Source organism: Mycobacterium sp. NGS69 (genome assembly GCF_059812165.1).
The window spans coordinates 256,723-277,875 of record NZ_JCALCD010000002.1 but is presented as its reverse complement, the minus strand read 5'-3'; the positions used below and the strand labels follow the sequence as shown (position 1 = coordinate 277,875).

20 protein-coding genes are annotated in these 21,153 nt (G+C 69.1%); 4 read left to right on the top strand and 16 right to left on the bottom strand.

All coding sequences use genetic code 11. The features are described from left to right. Positions 1 to 4: 4 nt before the first annotated feature. Together AC5Y2S_RS06540 and AC5Y2S_RS06535 are read right to left on the bottom strand one after the other, a co-directional pair. Positions 5 to 1,084, bottom strand: a complete 1,080-nt coding sequence (locus AC5Y2S_RS06540) for an NAD(P)H-dependent amine dehydrogenase family protein (protein ID WP_499954790.1) — start codon at positions 1,082 to 1,084, stop codon at positions 5 to 7. Continuing rightward, on the bottom strand, positions 1,081 to 2,070 hold the full coding sequence (locus AC5Y2S_RS06535; RefSeq protein WP_499954788.1) for an aromatic ring-hydroxylating dioxygenase subunit alpha: 990 nt from the start codon (positions 2,068 to 2,070) through the stop codon (positions 1,081 to 1,083). The genes AC5Y2S_RS06540 and AC5Y2S_RS06535 overlap by 4 nt, the downstream gene beginning before the upstream one ends. Before the next feature lie 103 nt (positions 2,071 to 2,173). Here AC5Y2S_RS06535 and AC5Y2S_RS06530 point away from each other — a divergent pair, with 103 nt between their 5' ends. Beyond that, positions 2,174 to 2,755 (top strand): TetR/AcrR family transcriptional regulator, encoded by a 582-nt coding sequence (locus AC5Y2S_RS06530; RefSeq protein ID WP_499955666.1) that lies wholly within the window; start codon positions 2,174 to 2,176, stop codon positions 2,753 to 2,755. A 16-nt stretch (positions 2,756 to 2,771) separates the two neighbouring features. Next, positions 2,772 to 3,284 carry a GNAT family N-acetyltransferase gene (locus tag AC5Y2S_RS06525; RefSeq protein ID WP_499954786.1) on the top strand — a complete coding sequence of 171 codons (513 nt, stop codon included), beginning with the start codon at positions 2,772 to 2,774 and terminating at the stop codon, positions 3,282 to 3,284. Here AC5Y2S_RS06525 and AC5Y2S_RS06520 read toward each other — a convergent pair. Genes AC5Y2S_RS06520 through AC5Y2S_RS06495 form a run of 6 tightly spaced genes read right to left on the bottom strand, consistent with a single transcriptional unit; the run spans position 3,271 to position 9,420 of the window. Then, entirely contained in the window at positions 3,271 to 4,347 is a 1,077-nt protein-coding gene (locus AC5Y2S_RS06520) for a PDR/VanB family oxidoreductase (RefSeq protein ID WP_499954784.1), read from the bottom strand. The two genes, AC5Y2S_RS06525 and AC5Y2S_RS06520, sit on opposite strands and share 14 nt — an antisense overlap. A gap of 10 nt (positions 4,348 to 4,357) precedes the next feature. Further along, positions 4,358 to 6,112, bottom strand: a complete 1,755-nt coding sequence (locus AC5Y2S_RS06515) for an SDR family oxidoreductase (protein ID WP_499954782.1) — start codon at positions 6,110 to 6,112, stop codon at positions 4,358 to 4,360. Positions 6,113 to 6,115: 3 nt separating this feature from the next. Then, positions 6,116 to 7,036: a metal-dependent hydrolase gene (locus tag AC5Y2S_RS06510; RefSeq protein WP_499954780.1), complete on the bottom strand. Its 921-nt coding sequence runs from the start codon at positions 7,034 to 7,036 to the stop codon at positions 6,116 to 6,118. 15 nt (positions 7,037 to 7,051) lie between these two features. Continuing rightward, on the bottom strand, positions 7,052 to 8,515 hold the full coding sequence (locus tag AC5Y2S_RS06505) for a flavin-containing monooxygenase (protein ID WP_499954778.1): 1,464 nt from the start codon (positions 8,513 to 8,515) through the stop codon (positions 7,052 to 7,054). Positions 8,516 to 8,566: 51 nt separating this feature from the next. Further along, complete coding sequence (locus tag AC5Y2S_RS06500) at positions 8,567 to 8,764, bottom strand: GAP family protein (RefSeq protein ID WP_499954777.1); 198 nt, start codon at positions 8,762 to 8,764, stop codon at positions 8,567 to 8,569. A 44-nt stretch (positions 8,765 to 8,808) separates the two neighbouring features. Further along, on the bottom strand, positions 8,809 to 9,420 hold the full coding sequence (locus AC5Y2S_RS06495) for a mycothiol-dependent nitroreductase Rv2466c family protein (RefSeq protein ID WP_499954775.1): 612 nt from the start codon (positions 9,418 to 9,420) through the stop codon (positions 8,809 to 8,811). Between the two features lie 116 nt (positions 9,421 to 9,536). Between AC5Y2S_RS06495 and ald the strand changes: the two genes are divergently transcribed. Next, complete coding sequence (gene ald / locus AC5Y2S_RS06490) at positions 9,537 to 10,655, top strand: alanine dehydrogenase (RefSeq protein WP_499954773.1); 1,119 nt, start codon at positions 9,537 to 9,539, stop codon at positions 10,653 to 10,655. On the opposite strand, the gene AC5Y2S_RS06485 is transcribed toward ald, so the two are convergent. The 5 genes from AC5Y2S_RS06485 to AC5Y2S_RS06465 all read right to left on the bottom strand — a co-directional run bounded on the left by AC5Y2S_RS06485 (position 10,644) and on the right by AC5Y2S_RS06465 (position 16,957). Further along, a complete protein-coding gene (locus AC5Y2S_RS06485) occupies positions 10,644 to 11,666 on the bottom strand; it encodes a nitronate monooxygenase (RefSeq protein ID WP_499954771.1) in 1,023 nt (340 codons plus the stop codon). The genes ald and AC5Y2S_RS06485 overlap by 12 nt on opposite strands. A gap of 4 nt (positions 11,667 to 11,670) precedes the next feature. After that, positions 11,671 to 13,029 (bottom strand): M16 family metallopeptidase, encoded by a 1,359-nt coding sequence (locus AC5Y2S_RS06480; RefSeq protein WP_499954769.1) that lies wholly within the window; start codon positions 13,027 to 13,029, stop codon positions 11,671 to 11,673. After that, a complete protein-coding gene (locus tag AC5Y2S_RS06475) occupies positions 13,007 to 15,262 on the bottom strand; it encodes a polyribonucleotide nucleotidyltransferase (protein WP_499954767.1) in 2,256 nt (751 codons plus the stop codon). Before AC5Y2S_RS06475 ends, AC5Y2S_RS06480 begins: the two co-directional genes overlap by 23 nt. A gap of 322 nt (positions 15,263 to 15,584) precedes the next feature. Beyond that, positions 15,585 to 15,854 (bottom strand): 30S ribosomal protein S15, encoded by a 270-nt coding sequence (gene rpsO, locus AC5Y2S_RS06470; protein WP_066909705.1) that lies wholly within the window; start codon positions 15,852 to 15,854, stop codon positions 15,585 to 15,587. A 128-nt stretch (positions 15,855 to 15,982) separates the two neighbouring features. Further along, on the bottom strand, positions 15,983 to 16,957 hold the full coding sequence (locus AC5Y2S_RS06465) for a bifunctional riboflavin kinase/FAD synthetase (protein ID WP_499954765.1): 975 nt from the start codon (positions 16,955 to 16,957) through the stop codon (positions 15,983 to 15,985). Positions 16,958 to 17,050: 93 nt separating this feature from the next. On the opposite strand from AC5Y2S_RS06465, the gene mntR reads away from it, so the two are divergent. Beyond that, positions 17,051 to 17,743, top strand: a complete 693-nt coding sequence (gene mntR, locus AC5Y2S_RS06460) for a manganese-binding transcriptional regulator MntR (RefSeq protein WP_499954763.1) — start codon at positions 17,051 to 17,053, stop codon at positions 17,741 to 17,743. 49 nt (positions 17,744 to 17,792) lie between these two features. Here the strand turns inward: mntR and AC5Y2S_RS06455 are convergent, their stop codons facing one another. The 3 genes from AC5Y2S_RS06455 to AC5Y2S_RS06445 all read right to left on the bottom strand — a co-directional run bounded on the left by AC5Y2S_RS06455 (position 17,793) and on the right by AC5Y2S_RS06445 (position 21,143). Beyond that, entirely contained in the window at positions 17,793 to 19,037 is a 1,245-nt protein-coding gene (locus AC5Y2S_RS06455; protein WP_499954761.1) for an acyl-CoA dehydrogenase family protein, read from the bottom strand. 3 nt (positions 19,038 to 19,040) lie between these two features. After that, positions 19,041 to 20,231, bottom strand: coding sequence for a lipid-transfer protein (locus AC5Y2S_RS06450; protein ID WP_499954759.1), 1,191 nt, complete (start codon positions 20,229 to 20,231; stop codon positions 19,041 to 19,043). 108 nt (positions 20,232 to 20,339) lie between these two features. Continuing rightward, positions 20,340 to 21,143, bottom strand: a complete 804-nt coding sequence (locus tag AC5Y2S_RS06445) for a crotonase/enoyl-CoA hydratase family protein (RefSeq protein WP_499954757.1) — start codon at positions 21,141 to 21,143, stop codon at positions 20,340 to 20,342. Positions 21,144 to 21,153: the final 10 nt, after the last annotated feature.

Genomic DNA, 21,153 nt, shown 5'->3' with positions numbered 1-21,153 from the left:
CTGGCTACCTCTTGAACCGCCCCGCGAACCCGCGCAACGGCAGGTCGGCGCTGGTGATCAGTCCCGGGCGCGCCGCGACCACCGACTTGATCGCGTACAGCGCGGGCATGCCGGTCACGGTCATGCCGATCGAGGCGAAGTTGTCCGGATTGGACAGGTCCACGCCGGGCCGCGGAAAGATCATGTGCTTGTTATAGACGCACGGGTCGCCCTTGATCTGAGTGATGTAGCAGCCCTTGATGTTCCAGCTCGGGTCGGTGTGCGGCGTCATCTGCCATTCCAGGTGCGTCTCGACGCGGGGCACCCCGTCGACCATGCCCTGGTACTTGAGGTAGTTGCCGCCCAGCGAGCCCTTGGGCAGCGTGTACCAGCCCAGGTCCACGTCCTTGGTGCAGGCGCCCAGCTCGTAGCTGAACTTCACCTCGTCGAGGGTGACGTCGAAGCAGTCGGCCATCATCAGCACGCTGTCGGCGAAGACGCGGGTGTACTTCTCCAGCTTCGACGGGATCTCGGGATCGTCGACCGGCTGGCCGTAGCCCACCTCGAGCCAGGTGTCCTTGGAGTGGTGACACGACACGTCGACGGACTCGATGGTGGTGACGTTCTCGATCTCGGCCACGTCGGCCGAGCACACCACGCCGAGGATCTGGTTCAGGCCCGGGTTCATGCCGGTGCCGTAGAACGTCGCGCCGCCCAACTCGGCGGCCTCGGCCAGCAACCGGGTCACCGGCTTGCCCGACGGGTGCGGGTGGTTCGTGTCGCGGTGCCAGCCGGTGATCCAATCGGCCGTTGTGACGATATTGATGCCCGCCTCAAGCACTTTGACGTAGAGGTCCTCGTCGGGGAAGACGCCGTGAAACGTCAGCACGTCCGGCTTGGCGGCGATGATCTCCTCGACGGTGCCGGTGGCCGTCACGCCGTTGGGCGCGATGCCCGCGAGCTCGCCGGCATCGCGGCCGATCTTCTCCGGCGAATAGCAGTGCAGTCCAATGAGTTCCAGGTCCGGCGCCCCGGCGATCCGCCTGATCATCTCGGAACCGACGTTCCCGGTGGCCACCTGAAAGACGCGGATCGGTGCATTCATTTGGCGTAGCCTTCCTGATAGAACTGCTTGGCCCACTTGCGGATCGCGGTGAAGCCCTCGTATTCGTCGGGGGCCAGCGCGGGCGGGTCGGAGTAGCGCTGGTGCTGCCAGATCTCGATGTCCTGCTCGAACTGCCGGATCACTTCCCGGCCGAACTCGGTCGCCCTGAGCTCGGCCCGCGCCGGATCCTTGCCCGGCGCCCGCCCGATGTAGACCATGAACCGGACGTCGGAGGTGGATTCGTCGACGGGCGTGACGGCCGAGATGGTGCGGTTGTCGACCATCCCCCAGCTCTTGGTCACCGCGACGCCCAAACCGCCGTTGATGGCCTCGACTCCGCTGTTGACGTCCTCGATCCGCTGACCGTCGTCGCCCTCGAAGGTGATGGTGAAGTCGACGAAGGACACCGCGTCGGCGAAGTCGTGGCGGGTGAACACCGGCACGATCGGCGTGTTGTGGACGAACTTGAAATGCGCGAAGTCCACCCCGTTTTCGAGCACGTACTGCGGGTGCAGCTCCAGGCCCGGGCGATACAGCCGCTGCTGCGGGTAGTAGTCGTCCGCGCTGCGGCCGTCGTCGAACGAGGCGAACACGTCGGGCGCGTCGAAGTAGGGTTCGCGGTGCTCGGCGTCGTGCCAGATGTAGACCGACTGGTTGCGCTCCACCACGGGGTAGGTGCGGATTCGCCTGCCCCGGTTGGGCCGATCCTGGTACGGGATGCAGACGTTGCGCCCCTCGGCGTTCCACTGCCAGCCGTGGAACGGACACTGCACCACGTCGCCGACGACCTTGCCGCCGTAACCGAGGTGCGCGCCGAGGTGCTCGCAGTAGGCGTTCATCACGGTGAGGCCGCCGGACTCGGCGCGCCACGCGACCATCTCCTGGTCGAAGTACTTCATCTTGTGCACATCGCCGACGGCGATCTCGTCGGACCAGGCGACCTGGAACCATCCGGTCGGCTTCATCGACAGCGGCGGCTTAGCCATAGAATCATCGTACCCTCTATGAAAATGTTAGGCTAGCCGGGTGGCCGAAACCAAGGTCGCCGGGCGGCGCCCCAACCGGCGGGGCAGCGCGACGCGCGAAAGCATGCTCGAGGCGGCACTGAAGTCGCTGGCCTCGGGCGAGCCGGGGTCGGTGTCGGCCAATCGCATCGCCAAGGACATCGGCGCCACCTGGGGCGCGGTGCAGTACCAGTTCGGCGACACCGACGGCTTCTGGGCCGCCGTGCTGCATCGCACCGCCGAGCGGCGCGCCGCCACCTTCTCGGCGCCGGTGCAACCCGACGCTCCGCTGCGCGAGCGCGTCGGCGCCATCATCGACACGCTGTATCGCGGCCTGGCGTCGGCGGATTCGCGTGCGATCGAAAACCTGCGGGCCGCGCTCCCCCGCGACCCGCGCGAGCTGGAACGCCTCTACCCGCGCACCGCCGCCGAGCTGTTCTCCTGGGGCAAGAGCTGGCTCGAGACGTGCCAGAACGCCTTCGCCGGCCTGGACGTCGACCCGGACCGGGTGCGGGAGGTGGCCGCGCTGATCCCCGGCGCGATGCGTGGCCTGGTATCGGAGCGCCAGCTCGGCTCGTACGCGGACCTCGACATGGCCCGGCGGGGCCTGACGAACGCGCTGGCCGCCTACCTGGAGCGAGGCCCTAGCCTCGACCTCCAGCTTTGACCCTTAGCCTTGACGTGTGGAGGTCCTCGACATCCGGATCCGCGAAGCCACACCGGACGATTTCGCCGACGTCGCGGACATGCACTACCCGGTGTGGCGACAATCCTGGGCCGGAATACTGACGCCGCCGCTGCTGGACATCCTGGGTCCGCCGAAGCGCTGGGTCGCCGAGATCTACCCCCACACGCTGAATCGCGAGGGCTGGCGGATGTGGGTCGCCGAGTCGGGGGGCCGGCCACTGGGGGTCGCCATCTTCGGCCCGGATTCCGACGAGCGCGGCGCCGTCCAGATAGACGCGCTCTACATCGCGGACGACAGCCAGCGGCATGGCATCGGCGGCCGCCTGCTCGACGAAATCCTGAGCGCGCACCCGTGCGGCGATGTGATCCTGTGGGCCGCGGTGCAGAACGACAAGGCGCGCCGCTTCTACGAGAAGAACGACTTCCGTGTCGATGGCCGCACCCTCGACTGGGAGCCGCTGCCCGGCATCAAGGTGGCCCACGTGGGCTACCGGCTCACGCGTCGATGACCAGCCGATCGCCCCTTGCCCGCGACACGCAGACCACCATTTCGTCGTCACCGACCGCCACGCGGCCGCGGTGATCGACCTGTCCGTCAAGCACTTTGACCTTGCACGTCCCGCAGTAGCCCTGCCGGCACGAGTACGGGGTGGTCGGATCGAGATCGCGCATGACGTCCAGCGCCGAGCGGTTCGCCGGAACGCCGACGACCCGCCGCGACCGCGCCAGCTCCAACTCGAACGGACGCCCGTCGATCACGGGCGGCGGGCTGAACCGCTCGTAATGCAAAGGGGCGTCGGCGAATTCGTTTCGCGCCGCGCGCACCGCCTCGAGCATGGGCGTTGGCCCGCAGACGTACACCGCCGTCGTCGGGCCGGCGCCGGCCAGCAGGTCGTCGACGCCCGCGAAGCGGCCGTGCTCGTCGTCGGCCCAGACGGTCACGCGATCCGGGCCCACCGAAATCACCTCGTCGAGGAACGGCATGTACTCGCGGCTTCTTCCGGCATAGATTGCGCGCCAATCGATTCCGCGCTGCGACGCGGCCCGCATCATCGGCAGGATGGGCGTCACCCCGATGCCGCCGATGACGAACAACGCGTCGCGTTCGGCGGTGCCGAGATAGAACGCGTTGCGCGGGCCCTCGAACACGCACGTGTCCCCCACCTTGAAGGCGTCATGCATCTCGATGGAACCGCCTCCGCCGTCGGGGATCCGGCGCACGGCGATGCGGTAGTCGGTGCGGCGCCCGGGCGGGCCGCACAGCGAGTACTGCCGGCGCCGGCCCGAGGGCAATTGCACGTCGATGTGCCCGCCGGGCGTCCACGACGGCAGCAGGCCGCCGTCCGGGTCGGCCAGCGTCAGCGCCACCACGTCGGGGGCGACGAGTTCGCGCTTGGTGATCACCGCGTGCAGGACCCGCGGTACCGGCTTCACCCGCGACGGCTTCCACCGCGAGACAGCGGCGAATCCCCCGAACCACAGGCGGACGCCCCACAGCATGGTGCCGAGCCGGTCGCGGTCGCGCCGACCGTACAGGTCGACCGGCCTGCTTCCCCAAATGCTTTCCGGCACGGCGCAATCCCTAATTCTGGCGAATGTCGTAGCGGGCGAACAGGCGCAGCGCCGACGGGCTGATGCGCCGAAGCGCGTAGCCGATCCGGGATTCGGCGGCGATCGGGACGACGGCCGGGCCGGTCTCGACGGCCCTGACGATCGCCTTGGCCACCGCCTCCGGTGTGTAGTTGCGCCGCCGGTAGGCCGCGTCGGCCTTCTCCCGGGCGCGCTCCTGTTGTTCGGCGGTCATGCCGGCGTAAACGGTGCTCTTGGCGATGTTGGTGTTGACGAACCCGGGGCACACGGCCGTGACCGAGATACCCTCGTCGGCGAGGTCGGCCCGCAGCGATTCGCTGAACGCCAGCACCGCCGCCTTCGTGGTGCCGTAGGCGACCATGGATTTCGACGGGACGAACGCCGCCGCCGACGCCACGTTGATGATCGCGCCGCCCTCGCCACGCTCGACCATCTGCGCCGCGAACGCCCTGCAGCCGCAGATGACACCGCGGACGTTGACGCCCATGATGTCTTCCCAGTTCGCCGAGCTCGTCTCCAGGAACCGGCCCGCCATCCCGATGCCGGCGTTGTTCACCAGGATGTCGACCACGCCGTGCTCGTCAAGCACTTGTGCGGCAAGGGCGTTCATCGCGGGTTCGTCGCTGACGTCGACCTGGTACACCGCCGCCTCGGCGCACGCCGCGCGCACGGCGTCCGCGCTGTCGCCGGCGGCCGCCAGATCGCGGTCGGCGATCACCACCTTGGCCGCGCCGCGCCGGGCCAGTTCCACCGCGGTGGCCCGGCCGATGCCCGCACCCGCCCCGGTGACCAGCGCGAGCTTGCCCCCGACCTCGCGCGGTCCGCCGCGCACCACCGATCCGCCGGCCGCGCCGGCGACGGTCTCCTCGACCCACTCGGCGGTCAGCCGGGCGATCACCTCGGGGCGCGACGTCACCACCCAGTGCCCGCCCTCGATACCGATCACCCGGCCGTTTTCGGGAATCGCGCCGGTGAACCGTTGCAGCGCGGGCGTCACGAAGATGTCCTTGCGCGGCACCACAACCTGGACCGCGACGGTGGTCTTCGGCAGCTGCGCGCCCGGCCGCAGCATCGGCCCGGGCATGTTCGCGCGGTACAGGCCCAGCCCGTTGACGTAGTCGGCGATGGACCGCGCCGGCCGCTCGCGCCGGCTGCGGGTGCTCGACCGGCCGATGCGCTCAAGGGCCTCATGGACTTTCACGCCTAGCCGCGAACGGAACGCCAGCTCGGGTACGACGGGGCACAGGAAGAACGCGATGTACGTCGAGCCCAGCAGCTGCCGGGCGACCTGACCGACGGCCCGGGGAGTTCGCGCCGAGCGCAGGAATCTGCCCGCGTAACGCAGGTGCGGACCCGAAATCGACGTGAACGACGCGACTTTGGCCATCATGTCGTCGTCGGTGACGGCCGGCCAGGCCTGGATCGACCCCCAGTCGTGGGCCAGCAGGTGCACGGGGCCGACGCCCAGGCTGTCGATCACCGCGCCGATGTCGGACACCAGTTGGGGAAAGGCGTAGCCGGATCGCCTTGCGGGGCGCGATGATTCGCCAGCGCCGCGGACGTCGTAGGCCACCACGTTGTAGCGGCCGCACTTCTCCAGCTCGGAGGCCACGCCGTCCCACAGGTGATGGTTGTCGGGCCAGCCGTGAATCGCGAGGATGGTCGGGCGCCCCGGGTCGATCTCGGTGTAGCGGTGGACCGCCAGGGTGACGCCGTCGGATGCGGTGACGCGCGAGGTTGCGGCCATCGGTCAGCGCGACGCCCGCGCGGCGGGCGAGAGCGCCAGGTAGTCGACGGCCAGCTCCAGCCCGCCCAGCTGGGACGGGTGGAAACCCGGCCGGTAGTAGTCGCCGACCACCCGCACGAAGCGCAGCGGCCCGGGCACCAGACCCCGACGCGCCGCGCGGATGTACTCCCACCAGTGCGGCTTGGTACCCGGCGGCAGGTGCGGGTCCACCGAGTACAGGAAGCGGACCCCGCGGACCCAGAACAGCAGCATGGCCGGCGTCACGACCAGCTGGGCGCGCACCCGTCGCAAATACCCGGCGCGCAGGTGCTTCATGGTGTCGAAGGCGACGGCCTTGTGCTCGACTTCCTCGGCGCCGTGCCAGCGCAGCATGTCCAGCATCACCGGGTCGGTGCCGATGGCGTCGTGGGCGGGCGCGCCGAGCACCCACTCGCCCAGGATGGCGGTGTAGTGCTCGACCGCCGACACGATCGAGATCTGCTCCAGCAGCCAGCTGTGCCGGCGTCGCCGGCCCCATCCCGGCCTGGGCCCGAGCAGCTTCTCGAACAGCCACCTGATCTGGTCGGTGTACGGGGTGAGGTCGACGCCCTGCGCGGCGAAGTGGGCGAGCACTTTCGAGTGCGCCTGCGAATGCATGGCCTCCTGGCCGATGAATCCCTGCACGTCGAGGCGCAGCTGGTCGTCCTTGATCAGCGGCAGCGCCTGCTTGAACACGTCGACGAAGAACTCCTCGCCGGCGGGCAGCAGCAGGTGCAGGACGTTGAGGACGTGGGTGGCGAACGGCTCGCCGGGCACGTAGTGGAACGGCAGCTTCGACCAGTCGAACTCGACGTCGCGCGCCTCGAGGACCAGGCGCTCGTGGTCCAGCGCCGCCCCGCGGCGACCACAGTGCGGACCCGCTGCCTGGTCGTCGACGGTGAACATCGCCGGCCCCTCCCCTCAGCGCGCGGCCACGTGCCTGCGCAGTTCGTACTCTCGCAGATCCGTCTTGGCCAGCATCGCCCGGTGCTTGGCCGGCGTGAACGGCCAGACCTCGGGCACCCCGTCCTTGTTCAGGTACCAGCTGCTGCAGCCGGTGGTCCACACGGTGTCCGGCATCGCGGCCCGCAGCTGCGCGTTGTAACGCTCGGTCGCCGAGGCCGACGGCTCGATGGTGTCGAATTCGCCTCGGCGCCAACGCTCGATCCAGCCCAGGATGTGGTCGGCCTGGTGTTCGGCGACGGCGGTGAGCGAGTGGTTGCCCACCGGGCTGTGCGGGCCCAGCATCATGAAGAAGTTGGGAAAACCGGGCATCGCCACGGTTCGGTGGGCGCGTGGCCCGTCGCGCCAGACGTCGTCGGCGGCGATGCCGTCGCGGCCGGTCAGGCGCATCGGCCGGAAGAACGCGTGGGTGTCGAACCCGGTGCACAGCACGATGACGTCCACCTCGTGCAGGTTGCCGTCGTCGGTCACGATGCCCCGCCGTTCGACGTGGTCGATGCCGGCCGTCACCAGCTCGACGTCGTCGCGCTGCATCGCGCGGTAGAACCCGCCCGAGACCACCAGCCGCTTGCACATCGGCTGGTAGTCGGGCGTCAGCGCCGCGCGCAACCCGGGGTCGCGCACCTGGCGCAGGCTGGCGCGGCACAGCGCCCCCATCGCCTTGCGCCGCAGGCCCGGCTTGGTCAGCGCCACCGCGAAGGTGTCGAAGATGACGCTGTAGGCCCGATACGCCAACCGGTCGAGCCAGGGCGCGGCCCGGTGGGTGAAGCTGGCGAACCGGGAGTATTGCGGGTTGGGCATCGGGACGATCCACTGCGCGGTGCGCTGGAACAGCACCACCTTGGCCGCCACGCCGGCCAGCCCGCAGACCAGCTGCACGCCGGTGGATCCGTTGCCGATCACCGCGATTCGCCGGCCCGCCAGCTCGACCGAGTGATCCCAGCGCGCGGAGTGAAAGGCGTGGCCGCCGAAGTCGTCCAGCCCGGGGACCGACGGCATCCGGGGATGGTGCAGCACGCCCGTCGCCGAGATCAGGAAGTCGACGGTCGACTCCTCGCCGGCGTCGGTGCGCAGCGTCCAGCGGTCGTTTTCGAACCGGGCGCTGACGATCTCGGTGCCGAACCGGATCCGGTCCCGCAGCCCGAATTGGTCGGCCACGCCCCGGAAGTAGGCCTGGATCTCGCCGCCCGGCGAGAACATGTGCGACCAGTCGGGCTTGGTGGCGAAGGTGTACTGGTACACCCGCGACGGCACGTCACACGTCAGGCCCGGATAGGTGTTTTCGCGCCAGGTGCCGCCCACCTCGTCGGCCTTTTCGTAGATGGTGACATCGCGAATGCCGCTGCGCAGCAACGCGATTGCCACGCACAAGCCGGACATGCCGGCCCCTACGATCGCTACGGCGGGATCGCGCGTCACCATCGCCAGCTACCCTGCTGGTCGTCCATCCGCCGATCATAAGCACGTTTCGCCTCAGGAGAACCCGTATAGCAGAACCGCAAAACCGAGGATGACGAGCGCCGCCGCCGTCATCGCCCGGCGCCGGGCTTGAATCCACCGCCGGACCCAGTCGAGGTGCGGGTCGATCCGTGGTCCCGCAACGAGGTACACCAGAAGGGGCGCGGCCACGGTCGAATTCGCGAGGACAGCGCAGTACGCGATGGCTGCCACCGCGCGGCGGCGAGCACCTTCGGATTTTCCCCCGCGTGACCCGGCTACCCCGTAGTGCGCGGTCGCTGCAACTGGCTGAATTGGGGAACGGCGGCCAGCATGGCAACCGCATCGAAGAGCGCTCGTCTAATCTCCGGTGCCGGTGGCCCGGACAGCACGGGTCCGAAGAAGGTCCGCCCGTCGATTTGAATGATCGGACTGCCCCCGCTCTCCCCGAGCGCGTCCTGTCCGGCTTGATGGCTGCGCCGCACCTCGTCATCCTGGGCGGTATCCGATATGACGTCGGCGTCGATGTCGTGGCAGCCCACCACGTCCAACACCTCCGCGACCAGGTTGTCGTCGAGCGCCTCGGAGCGTTCAAGGTAGCGCTCGCCGAAGGCGAAATACGCCGCGGCCATGGCCTCGGCGCCGTGTGTGTGCCCGATTGCGGCCATCAGCCGGCCGATTCGCCGCGAGTCACGCATCCGCGCCTGCTGCGGCGCCGGCAGGTCGCGGCCCTCATTGAGCACCGCCAGACTCATCAGTCGCCAATCGATCGCCAACTCCAGTTCGCCGGCGAGGTCCTTCAGCCACCTGGCGGTGTTCCAGGAAAATGGGCACACCGGGTCGAGCCAGATCGTCACCGTCGTGGGGCCCCGGTTCCGCGCTTGAGTCATCGGCTCTGCTCCTCTCCTGTCGGGTCACGTTACGACTTGTCTCACTATACCCCCTAGGGTATTGGCGCTGTTCGCGGACGTTTGCGGCCTTCGCGAACTTTCTCCACACTTGACGCATGCGAGTCGGCGTCCCGACCGAGACCAAGACCAACGAGTTCAGGGTGGCCATCACCCCCGCCGGCGTCGCGGAACTCACCCGCCGCGGCCACGAGGTGCTCGTCCAGGCCGGCGCGGGCGAAGGCTCGGCCATCCCCGACGCGGAGTTCAAGGCGGCGGGCGCCGAATTGGCCGGCACCGCCGAGCAGGTGTGGGCCGGCGCCGACCTGCTGCTGAAGGTCAAGGAGCCGATACCGGCCGAGTACGGCCTGTTGCGACGCGACCAGGTCCTGTTCACGTACCTGCATCTGGCCGCGTCGCGCGCCTGCACCGACGCCCTGTTGGCCGCCGGAGCGACCTCGATCGCCTACGAGACGGTCCAGACCGCCGACGGCGCGCTGCCCCTGCTGGCCCCGATGAGCGAGGTCGCCGGTCGGCTCTCCGCTCAGGTCGGCGCCTACCACCTGATGCGCACCCATGGCGGGCGCGGCGTGCTGATGGGTGGGGTGCCGGGCGTCAAGCCGGCCGACGTGGTGGTGATCGGGGCCGGCACGGCCGGCTACAACGCCGCCCGGGTGGCGGGCGGCATGGGCGCGACCGTCATGGTTTTCGACGTCAACATCGCCAAGCTCCGGCTGCTCGACGCGGAGTTCGCCGGCCGAGTCGGCACCCGCTACTCGTCGGCCTTGGAGCTCGAGGGGGCCGTCAAGCGCGCCGACCTGGTGATCGGCGCCGTGCTGGTGCCCGGCGCCAAGGCGCCCACCCTCATCTCGAATTCCCTTGTCGCGCAGATGAAGCCGGGAGCAGTGCTGGTGGACATCTCCATCGACCAGGGCGGCTGCTTCGAGGACTCGCGGCCCACCACGCACGACGACCCGACGTTCGCGGTGCACGACACCCTGTTCTACTGCGTGGCGAACATGCCCAGCGCGGTGCCCAAGACGTCGACCGTCGCGCTGACCAACGCCACGATGCCCTACGTGCTCAGGCTCGCCGAGGCCGGCTGGCGGGTGGCGTGCCAGTCGGATCCCGCTCTGGCCAAAGGGCTTTCGACGCACGACGGGATGCTGCTGTCCGAACGGGTGGCCACCGACCTGGGCTTGCCGTTCAGCGACCCGGCGAGCACTCTAAACGTCTAAGCCGGCGACGATGTCGGCCACCGGCCCGGGGCGCGCCTCGTCGAACGACGTTCCCGCCCAGAGGGTCATCCCGTCCGGGTCCTCCCGCTGGGCTGCCGCCTCCCGGATCGGCAACGTCATCTGGTTGACCTCGGGGTAGCCGAGGGGGGCCACGGTGTCCAGGCGCCGGATGAAGTCGTTTTCCAGGCTGCGCGCGTAGCGGCCCGAGAACGCGCGCGAGACGATGGTCTTGCCGAAAAGCTGATTCTTCATGGCGGTGCGATGCGCCTGGCTGGTGCCGGCCTCGTTGGAAAGCAGCAGCGCGGTGCCGACCTGCGCGGCCACGGCTCCCCTGCGCAGCACGCCGGCGACGGCCTCGGCGGTGCCCAGCCCGCCCGCCGCGATGATCGGGACGTCGCGGTGCGCGCGGTGGATCCGATCGATGAGGTGGTGCAGCGATTCGGTACGCGGTTCCATGTCCGGCGCGAAGGTGCCGCGGTGCCCGCCGGCGTCGGGCCCCTGGACCACCAGGCTGTCCGCGCCCGCGGCGACGGCGATCCCCGCCTCGTACAGCGACGTCACCGTGACCATCACCAACAACCCCTGCGCGCTCAACCGCCGGATCACGTCGGGCGGCGGCACGCCGAAGGTGAACGACACCAGCTCGGGGTGGACGTCGGACACCACCTCGAGCTTGCGCCCCCAGTCGTCGTCGTCACCGAACTCGGGCCGGCCGACCTCGCACTGGTAGTGGTCGGCGATGTTTTCGAGTTCCTCGGCGTAATAGTCCAGCGCGACCCAGTCGGCGACGCTGGGCTGCGGCACCAACAGGTTCACGCCGAGCGGGCCCGTCGTCATGGCGCGCGCGGCGGCGATGTCCTCGGCCAACTGTTCGGCGCTCACGTACGCGGCGGGGATGAATCCGAGCCCACCGGCGTTGGACACCGCGGCGGCCAGCGCGGGGGTGCCGGGGCCGCCCGCCATCGGCGCACCCACGATGGGCACCGCGATATCCCAAAAGCCCAGAACCACGGCGCTAATGTACCATCGCCCGAAGTTGTTGGGGCAGCGATCGTTTCGACGCGTACGGGCCCAGGACGGCGGCGCCGTACCGCTTGCCCAGCAGGCGGCGGGCGACCGCGTTGACCTCGTCGACCGTCACCCCGTCGATCTGTTGCAGGGTGTGTTCGATGCTGCGGTGTTTGCCGTAGTTCAGCTCACTGCGGCCGATGCGGCTCATCCGGGAGCCGGAGTCCTCCAGCCCGAGGACCAGCCCGCCCCGCAGGGACCCCTTGGCGATGCGGCATTCCGCCTCGGTGATGCCGTCGCGCGCCACCTTTTCGAGCACCTCGCTGGTCACCCGCATGACGTCGGGGAAACGCTCGGGCAGGCACGCGGCGTACACGGACAGCGAGCCGCTGTCGGCGAAGATGTCCACCGCCGAGTAGACCGAATAGGCCAGCCCGCGCAGCTCCCGGACCTCCTGGAACAGCCTGGAGCTCAGGCCACCGCCCAGCGCGGTGTGCAACACCGACAGCGCCCAACGATGCTCCCAGCCGCGCCCGGGCGTGCGGACGCCCAGCGACACGTGGGTCTGTTCGGCATCCCGGTTGACCAGCGTCAGCCCGGGTTGTCCGGTGACCCGCCCGGCGCCCTTGCGGGGCGCGATCGGCTGCCGCCCGCGGACCAGGTGCGGCCCGAAATGCTCGCGCGCCAACGCCACCACCTGGTCGTGATCGACGTTGCCGGCGACCGCGACGACCATCCGTTCGGGGGTGTAGCGCCGCACGTGGAACGAGTGCAGTTGGCCCCGCGTCATCGCCGAAACCGAACGCGCGGTGCCGATCACCGGCCGGCCCACCGGGTGGTCGCCGAAGAGCGCCGACAGGAAGATGTCGCCCAGCGCGTCCTCGGGATCGTCGTCGCGCATGGCGATCTCCTCGAGGACGACGTCGCGTTCCAGCTCCACGTCCTCGGCTGCGCAGCGGCCGTTGAGCACCACGTCGGCGACCAGATCGATCGCCAGCTCCAGGTCGCTGTCGAGCACGTGCGCGTAGTAGCAGGTGTGCTCCCTGGCGGTGAACGCGTTCAGCTCGCCCCCGACGGCGTCCATCGCCTGGGCGATGCCGACGGCCGTGCGGGTGGGGGTCGATTTGAACAGCAGGTGCTCGAGGAAGTGCGCCGCCCCGGCCACGGTGGAGCCCTCGTCGCGCGAGCCGACACCGACCCAGACCCCGACCGATGCGGAGCGCACGGCGGGCAGGTATTCGGTGACCACCCGCAGGCCGCCCGGGAGTGTGGTGCGGCGGACGGCCTTGTGGTCCGGGTTCACCGCGGCGATCTGCGTTCCCCGACGCAGCGACGCCGGGGGGTTAGCTGCTTGCCGTGGCGGCATCGGCAGGAGCGGGCGCGACGGACGGCGTCTCCGCGGCTTCCTCTTCGTCCACCAGGACCAGCGAGATCTTGCCGCGCTTGTCGATGTCGGCGATCTCGACCCGCAGCTTGTCGCCGACGTTCACGACGTCCTCGACCTTCGCGATGCGCTTGCCCCTGCCGAGCTTGGAGATGTGCACCAGGCCGTCGCGCCCGGGCAGCAGCGACACGAACGCCCCGAAATCCGTTGTCTTGACCACGGTTCCGAGGAAGCGCTCGCCCACCGTCGGCAGCTGCGGGTTGGCGATGGCGTTGATCCGGTCGATCGCGGCCTGCGCCGAGGGCCCGTCGGTGGCGCCGACGAACACGGTGCCGTCGTCCTCGATGGAGATCTGCGCGCCGGTCTCCTCGGTGATGGCGTTGATGACCTTGCCCTTGGGGCCGATGACCTCGCCGATCTTGTCCACCGGGACCTTGATGGTGGTCACCCGCGGCGCGTAGGGACTCATCTCGTCGGGCGCGTCGATGGCCTCGGCCATCACCTCGAGGATGGTCAGGCGCGCGTCCTTGGCCTGCGCCAGCGCGCCCGCCAGCACCTGCGACGGGATGCCGTCCAGCTTGGTGTCCAGCTGCAGCGCGGTGACGTAGTCCTTGGTGCCGGCACACTTGAAGTCCATGTCGCCGAACGCGTCCTCGGCGCCGAGGATGTCGGTCAGCGTGACGAAGCGGCGCTCGGTCTTGCCGTCCACCTCGACGTCATCGGAGACCAGGCCCATCGCGATGCCGGCCACCGGCGCCTTGAGCGGGACCCCGGCGTTCAGCAGCGCCAGCGTGGACGCGCAGACCGACCCCATCGAAGTGGAGCCGTTGGAGCCCAGGGCCTCCGACACCTGCCGGATGGCGTACGGGAACTCCTCGACGCTGGGCAGCACCGGGATCAGGGCCCGCTCGGCCAGCGCGCCGTGCCCGATCTCGCGCCGCTTGGGCGAGCCCACCCGGCCGGTCTCGCCGGTCGAATACGGCGGGAAGTTGTAGTGATGCATGTAGCGCTTGGACGTCTCGGGCCCCAGCGAGTCGATCTGCTGGGCCATCTTGACCATGTCCAGCGTGGTCACGCCCAGGATCTGGGTCTCGCCGCGCTCGAACAGCGCGCTGCCGTGCGCCCGCGGCACGACGGCGACCTCGGCCGACAGCGCGCGGATGTCGGTGATGCCCCGGCCGTCGATGCGGAAGTGGTCGGTCAGGATGCGCTGGCGGACCAGCTTCTTGGTCAGCGAGCGGAACGCGGCGCTGACCTCTTTTTCACGGCCCTCGTAGGTTTCGGCGAGCCGCGCTGCCACCTCGGCCTTCAGCTCGTCGGTGCGCGCGTCGCGCTCGGCCTTGCCGCCGATGGTCAGCGCCTTGGCCAGCTCGTCGGTGGCCACCGAGGCGACCGAGTAGTAGACGTCTTCCTGGTAGTCCGGGAACGTCGGGTACTCGCCGACGGGCTTGGCGGCCGCGTCGGCCAGCTCCTGCTGGGCGGTGCACAGCACGTCGATGAACGGCTTGGCGGCCTCCAGGCCTTCGGCCACAACGGTTTCCGTCGGCGCCTGGGCGCCACCCTCGACCAGTTCGATGACCTTGTCGGTGGCCTCGGCCTCGACCATCATGATGGCGACGTCACCGTCGACCTTGCGGCCGGCGACCACCATGTCGAACACGGCCCGCTCGAGCTGCTCGACGGTGGGGAAGGCGACCCAGGTGCCGTCGATCAGCGCCACCCGCACGCCCCCGATGGGTCCGGAGAACGGCAGGCCGCTGATCTGGGTCGACGCCGACGCGGCGTTGATCGCCAGCACGTCGTACAGGTCGTTGGGGTCCAGGCTCATGATCGTCACCACGACCTGGATCTCGTTGCGCAGCCCCGACACGAACGACGGGCGCAGCGGGCGGTCGATGAGCCGGCAGGTCAGGATCGCGTCGGTGGAGGGGCGGCCCTCACGGCGGAAGAACGAGCCGGGGATGCGGCCCGCGGCATACATCCGCTCCTCGACGTCGACGGTGAGCGGGAAGAAGTCGAAGTGCTCCTTGGGGCTCTTGCTGGCGGTGGTCGCCGAGAGCAGCATGTTCTCGTCGTCCAGGTATGCGACCACGGCGCCGGCGGCCTGCTGGGCCAGCCTGCCGGTCTCGAAACGGATGGTGCGGGTGCCGAAGCTCCCGTTGTCGATGGTGGCGGTCGCCTCGAAGACGCCTTCGTCGATTTCAGCTACAGACATGGGTGTCCGTATGACCTCTCTGGGTATTCAGCTGTTTCGCGTCGTCACGCGCGAGTAACCCGAGAGCTTCCCTGAAAGGAAGAAGTCTGAATGCGGCTACGGCCATCGATCGAAGCGGCCGACCTGCCCCAGATCCGGAGAGCCCGGCAGCCACTACCGAAGACCGCCCGATGCAGACCGGGCTGCTCCCTTGTGACTTGCTGGAACGGCTTACGCGGATCTGCGCAAACCGCACCGTTTGCTCGGGCCGAACCGGCCCAGAACGCTCCCACTCTACACGGGCGAACTCAGCCGGCCAGCGGGCGTCGGGATTTGCCAGGCGTCAGCGACGCAGGCCTAGGCGCTCGACGAGCGAGCGGTAGCGCTCGACGTCGATCTGGGACACGTACTTGAGCAGCCGGCGCCGCCGGCCCACCAGCAGCAGCAGTCCGCGCCGCGAGTGGTGGTCGTGCTTGTGCACCTTGAGGTGCTCGGTCAGATCGGCGATCCGCCGGGTCAGCAGGGCGACCTGGGCCTCCGGGGACCCGGTGTCGGTGTCGTGCAGGCCGTACGAGCCCAGGATTTCTTTTTTTTGCTCGGCAGTAAGCGCCACGAAACAATCTCCATCAATCGGTCCGCGATTTGGATTTTTCAGCGCGGCCACCGCGAACCGCAGCACGCGCCGATGTCGTCAGGCAGTTTAGCAGCGGGCCGGCGCCCGCTCCGAATCGTCGGGCGGGGCTAGTCGGGCGGCAGCAGGCCGCGCGCCCGCTCGGTGTCGTCGCCCATCGCGGTGACGAGGCCCTTCACCGTGTCGAACTTGCGCTGTCCGCGGATGCGGGCGACGAAGTCCAGGGCCACATGTTGCCCGTACAGGTCGGCGGTGGTGTCCAGGACGAACGCCTCGACGGTGCGGGTGCGCCCCGAGAAGGTGGGGTTGGTGCCGATGGACACCGCGGCCTGGTAGCGCTCTCCCGGAACGACGGTGCCGGTGACCGGCCCGTGCCCGAGCACGGTGAACCAGGCCGCGTAGACGCCGTCGGCGGGGATGGCCGAATACATCGGCGGCGCGACGTTCGCGGTGGGAAAGCCCAGCTCAGCGCCCCGGCCCTCGCCACGCACGACGACGCCCTCGACCCGGTGCGGGCGGCCCAGCGCCTCCGTCGCCGCCACCATGTCACCCGCGTCCACACATGACCGGATGTAGGTGGACGAGAACGTCACGGTCTCGTTGCTGTGGTGCTCGGACAGCAGCGACATCGACTCCACGGCGAACCCGAACCGCTCGCCGGCCTTGCGCAGGGTGGCGACCGTGCCGGCCGCCTTCTTCCCGAAGGTGAAGTTCTCCCCGACCACGACCTCCACCACGTGCAGGTTCTCCACCAGCAGCTCGTGGACGTAGCGCTCCGGGGTGAGCTTCATGAAGTCCGTGGTGAACGGCATCACCAGAAAGACGTCGATGCCCAGCTCCTCGACCAGCTCCGCGCGCCGGGTCAGCGTCGTCAGCTGCGCGGGGTGGCTGCCGGGATAGACCACTTCCATCGGGTGCGGGTCGAACGTCATCAGCACCGTCGGCACGTTGCGTGCGCGGGCGGCTTTCACCGCGTGCGCGATCAGCTCGGCGTGGCCGCGGTGCACACCATCGAACACCCCGATGGTGACCACGCATCTGCCCCAGTCCGTGGGAATCTCGTCTTGGCCGCGCCACCGCTGCACGACCGCAAGCCTACGATGCCGGGCGCGAACATGGGGCGCGAGATCTTGGCGAGGCACGCCGAATCAGGTGTGGGTTGCCTAAACTTTCTGCTTGTGAGGGCTGACGATGAGCCAGGCGGCATCACCGCGGTCGGCCAGGACTACCTGAAGGTCATCTGGAATGCCCAGGAGTGGTCGATCGAAAAGGTCAGCACCAAGATGCTGGCCGAGAAGATCGGGGTGTCGGCCAGCACGGCCTCCGAGTCGATCCGCAAGCTCGCCGAGCAGGGCCTGGTCGACCACGAGAAGTACGGCGCCGTCACGCTGACCGAGGCCGGGCGCCGCGCGGCCCTCGAAGTGGTGCGCCGGCACCGGCTGTTGGAGACCTTCCTGGTCAACGAGCTCGGCTACGGCTGGGACGAGGTGCACGACGAGGCCGAGGTGCTCGAGCACGCCGTGTCGGACCGCCTGGTGGCCCGCATCGACGCCAAGCTGGGCTACCCGCAGCGCGACCCGCACGGCGACCCGATCCCGGCCTCCGACGGGCAGGTCCCCACGCCGCCGGCCCGCCAGCTGTGGGCGTGCCGCGACGGGGACACCGGGACGGTGGCCCGCATCTCCGATGCCGACCCGGAGATGCTGCGCTATTTCACCGGTGTCGGGATACAACTCGACTCGCGGCTGCGCGTGCTGACCCGCCGGGAGTTCGCCGGCATGATCTCCGTCGCGATCGAGGCCGCCGACGGCGCCGAGTGCACGGTCGACCTGGGCAGCCCGGCGGCCCGGGCGATCTGGGTGGTCGCCTAGCCGCGGCGATCGCAAGCGCGGCGAAGCCGGGCGCAGCGGGTCGCCGCCATCAGCTCAGCAGGCCCTTGGCGATGTGGGTGACCTGCACCTCGTTGCTGCCGGCGTAGATCATCAGCGACTTCGCGTCGCGGGCCAGCTGTTCCACGCGGTATTCGGCCATGTAGCCGTTGCCGCCGAACAGCTGCACGGCCTCCATCGCGACGTCGGTGGCCGCCTCCGACGAGTACAGCTTGATCGCCGACGCCTCGGCCAGCGAGAGCGGTTTGCCCGCCTGCTGCCGCTCGATGGTGTGAAAGACCATGTTCTGCACGTTCATTCGGGCGATCTCCATCTTGGCCAGCTTGAGCTGGATCAGCTGGAACTGCCCGATGTTCTTGCCCCACAGCGTGCGGGTCTTGGCGTAATCCACGCAGAGCCGGTGGCATTCGTTGATGATGCCCAGCGCCATCATCGCGATCCCGATCCGCTCGGCGGCGAAATTGTCGCGGGCGCTTTCGCGGCCGTCGCCGTCGGCCTGGCGCTGGTTCTCGCCGAGCAGGCGATCGGGGGTCAGCCGCACGTTGTCGAAGAACAGCTCGCCCGTCGGCGAGGACATCATGCCCATCTTCTTGAACGGCTTGCCTTGCGTCAGGCCCGGCATCCCCGCGTCCAGCACGAAGATCAGCACCGGCCGGTTGCGCCGGTCGGTGTCGGAGCCGTCATCGAGCTTGGCGTAGACCACCAGGACATCGGCGCAGGGCCCGTTGGTGATGAACGTCTTCTGCCCGTTGAGGATGTAGTCCTCGCCGTCCCGTTTGACCGACGTCTTCATGCCGCCGAACGCGTCGGACCCGGAGTCCGGCTCGGTAATGGCCCATGCCGCAATCTTTTTCAGCGTCATCAGGTCGGGCAGCCAGCGTTCCTTCTGGGCCAGCGTGCCGCGGCTCATGATGGTCGCCGCGCCCAGGCCGATGCTGACCGACGCGGTGCTGAGCAGGCCGATGCTCACCCGGGCCAGCTCCGACACCAGCACCGCCAGCATCGACGCCTGCGCGCCGCCACCGAAACCCCCCGCGCCGTCGGGCTTTTCGTCGGGCGCCTGGCCCGCCTCCCGGGCGCGCTCGCGCTCCAGCATCGACTTGACCGATTCGGCGGCCATCGCGTCAAGACCGAACTGGCTGAACAGCTTCCGGGCGATCGGATACGGCGACAGCGCGCCCGTTTCCAGGTCGTCCAGATGCGGGCGGATCTCCTTGTCGATGAACTGACGAACCGCATCCCGAACCATGAGGTCGGTGTCGGACCACTCGATCACGGTTCAGCGTTCGGCGCGCTGATAAGCCGTGACGACGGCGGCGCCGCCCAGCCCGATGTTGTGCTGCAGGGCGGCGTTGACGCCCTCGACCTGACGCTTGTCGGCGGTACCGCGCAGCTGCCAGGTCAGCTCGGCGCACTGCGCCAGCCCGGTGGCGCCCAGCGGGTGGCCCTTGGAGATCAGGCCGCCCGACGGGTTGACCACCCAGCGTCCGCCGTAGGTGGTGTCGCCGTTGTCGATCAGCTTGGGCGCCTCGCCCTCCCCGCACAGGCCGAGGGCTTCGTAGAGCAGCAGCTCGTTGGCCGAGAAGCAGTCGTGCAGCTCGATCACCTGGAAGTCCTCGGGACCCAGCCCGGACTGGTCGTAAACGCGTTGCGCGGCTTGCACATTCATGTCATGGCCGATGAGGTTCTTGGCGCTGCCGTCGAACGTGGACGCGAAGTCGGTGGTCATCGCCTGGCCGACGATCTCGACCGCCTGGCCGGCCAGCCCGTGCTGGTCGACGTAGCGCTCCGAGGCCAGGATCGCCGCGCCCGAGCCGTCCGAGGTCGGCGAGCACTGCAGCTTGGTGAGCGGGTCGGAGATCATCCGCGCCGCCAGGATGTCGTCCAGCGTGTAGGACTCCTGGAATTGCGCGTACGGGTTGTTGACGGAGTGCTTGTGGTTCTTGTAGCCGATCTTGGCGAAGTGCTCCGCGGTGGTGCCGTATTGCCGCATGTGCTCGCGGCCGGCGGCGCCGAACATCCACGGCGCGACGGGCATCGCGAACTCGTCGATCTCGGCCATCGCCTTGACGTGCCTGCCCATCGGCGATTCGCGGTCCTGGGCGCCGCCGCTCAGCGCGCCGGGCTGCATCTTCTCGAAGCCGAGCGCGATCGCGCAGTCGACGATCCCGCCGCGGATGGCCTGCGCCGCCAGGAAAAGCGCCGTCGAGCCGGTCGAGCAGTTGTTGTTGACGTTGACGATCGGGATGCCGGTCATGCCCAGCTCGTAGAGCGCCCGCTGGCCCGACGTCGAGTCGCCGGCGACGTAGCCGACGTAGCCCTGTTGCACGTCGCGGTAGTCGACGCCGGCGTCGGCCAGCGCGTTGGTGCCCGACTCCCTGGCCATGTCCGGGTAGTCCCAGCCCTCGCGGCGGCCCGGCTTCTCGAACTTCGTCATGCCGACGCCGACGACATAAACCTTGTTGGACATTTCTGCGCGCCTTCCGGAGGTGTGGGGCGAATTGACACCCGTCTAGTCCGGAGCTTAGCCGGGTGAACTCGGTCGCTGGAACCCCCGTCGCTGCCGGGGCGCCCGACGTCAGGCGGGGTCGACGAAGACTGGGTCCTCGCGCGACATTCCGGCCACCACGGCGGCAAGCTGATTGGGCTTGCCGATCAGCCCGACTTGCAGCTCGGATTCGCGTTTCAGGGCGGCCGCGGCGTCGTTGCCGACCCACGTTTCGTCGTAGAGGCGCTTGGCAGCGCGGACGGCGTCGGGAGATTTGCGCGCGATCTCGTCCGCGAGTGCCAGCGCCGATCCCAGCGGATCGTCACTGTTTCGCGTGACCAGCCCGAGCGCCAAAGCGTCGCTGCCCGAAACGATGCGGCCGGTGAAGGTCAGCTCCTTGGCCACGTCGATGGGGACGAGCCGCGGCAGTGTCTGCGTGATGCCCATGTCGGGGACCAGCCCCCACTTGACCTCCATGATGGAAAGCTTCGCGTCCGGGGCGGCGATCCGGATGTCGGCGCCCAGCGCGATCTGCAGGCCGCCGCCGAAGCAGTTCCCGTGGATCGCGGCGATGACCGGCGCCGGCACCAGGGACCAGTCGTAGGCCACGCGTTGCGCGAAGTTGGCCACCCGGTCGCCGTCGCGTTCCAGGAGAACGCCGGTGCCACCCTGTCCAGACATGAAGCTGCCGACGTCCAGGCCCGAGCAGAAGCTCTTCCCCTCGCCGTGCAGCACGACCGCGCGAACCGATTTGTCTTCCGCCAGTTGCGCTGCCGCGTTCATCAAGCCCTCGAACATGGCGTGGTCAAGCGCATTGTGCTTGTCGGCGCGCACCATCGTCACCGTCGCTACGCCACCGTCCCCGATGCGCACGCGGACCCTGTCTTTGCTCATTCGTACGAAC

Bases quoted from the DNA above. Each gene is read 5' to 3' on its own strand.
- AC5Y2S_RS06540 (WP_499954790.1), bottom strand. From the start codon at position 1,084: ATGAATGCACCGATCCGCGTCTTTCAGGTGGCCACCGGGAACGTCGGT.
- AC5Y2S_RS06535 (WP_499954788.1), bottom strand. From the start codon at position 2,070: ATGGCTAAGCCGCCGCTGTCGATGAAGCCGACCGGATGGTTCCAGGTC.
- AC5Y2S_RS06530 (WP_499955666.1), top strand. From the start codon at position 2,174: ATGCTCGAGGCGGCACTGAAGTCGCTGGCCTCGGGCGAGCCGGGGTCG.
- AC5Y2S_RS06515 (WP_499954782.1), bottom strand. From the start codon at position 6,112: ATGGCCGCAACCTCGCGCGTCACCGCATCCGACGGCGTCACCCTGGCG.
- AC5Y2S_RS06510 (WP_499954780.1), bottom strand. From the start codon at position 7,036: ATGTTCACCGTCGACGACCAGGCAGCGGGTCCGCACTGTGGTCGCCGC.
- AC5Y2S_RS06505 (WP_499954778.1), bottom strand. From the start codon at position 8,515: ATGGTGACGCGCGATCCCGCCGTAGCGATCGTAGGGGCCGGCATGTCC.
- AC5Y2S_RS06495 (WP_499954775.1), bottom strand. From the start codon at position 9,420: ATGACTCAAGCGCGGAACCGGGGCCCCACGACGGTGACGATCTGGCTC.
- ald (WP_499954773.1), top strand. From the start codon at position 9,537: ATGCGAGTCGGCGTCCCGACCGAGACCAAGACCAACGAGTTCAGGGTG.
- AC5Y2S_RS06480 (WP_499954769.1), bottom strand. From the start codon at position 13,029: ATGCCGCCACGGCAAGCAGCTAACCCCCCGGCGTCGCTGCGTCGGGGA.
- AC5Y2S_RS06475 (WP_499954767.1), bottom strand. From the start codon at position 15,262: ATGTCTGTAGCTGAAATCGACGAAGGCGTCTTCGAGGCGACCGCCACC.
- AC5Y2S_RS06450 (WP_499954759.1), bottom strand. From the start codon at position 20,231: ATGTCCAACAAGGTTTATGTCGTCGGCGTCGGCATGACGAAGTTCGAG.
- AC5Y2S_RS06445 (WP_499954757.1), bottom strand. From the start codon at position 21,143: ATGAGCAAAGACAGGGTCCGCGTGCGCATCGGGGACGGTGGCGTAGCG.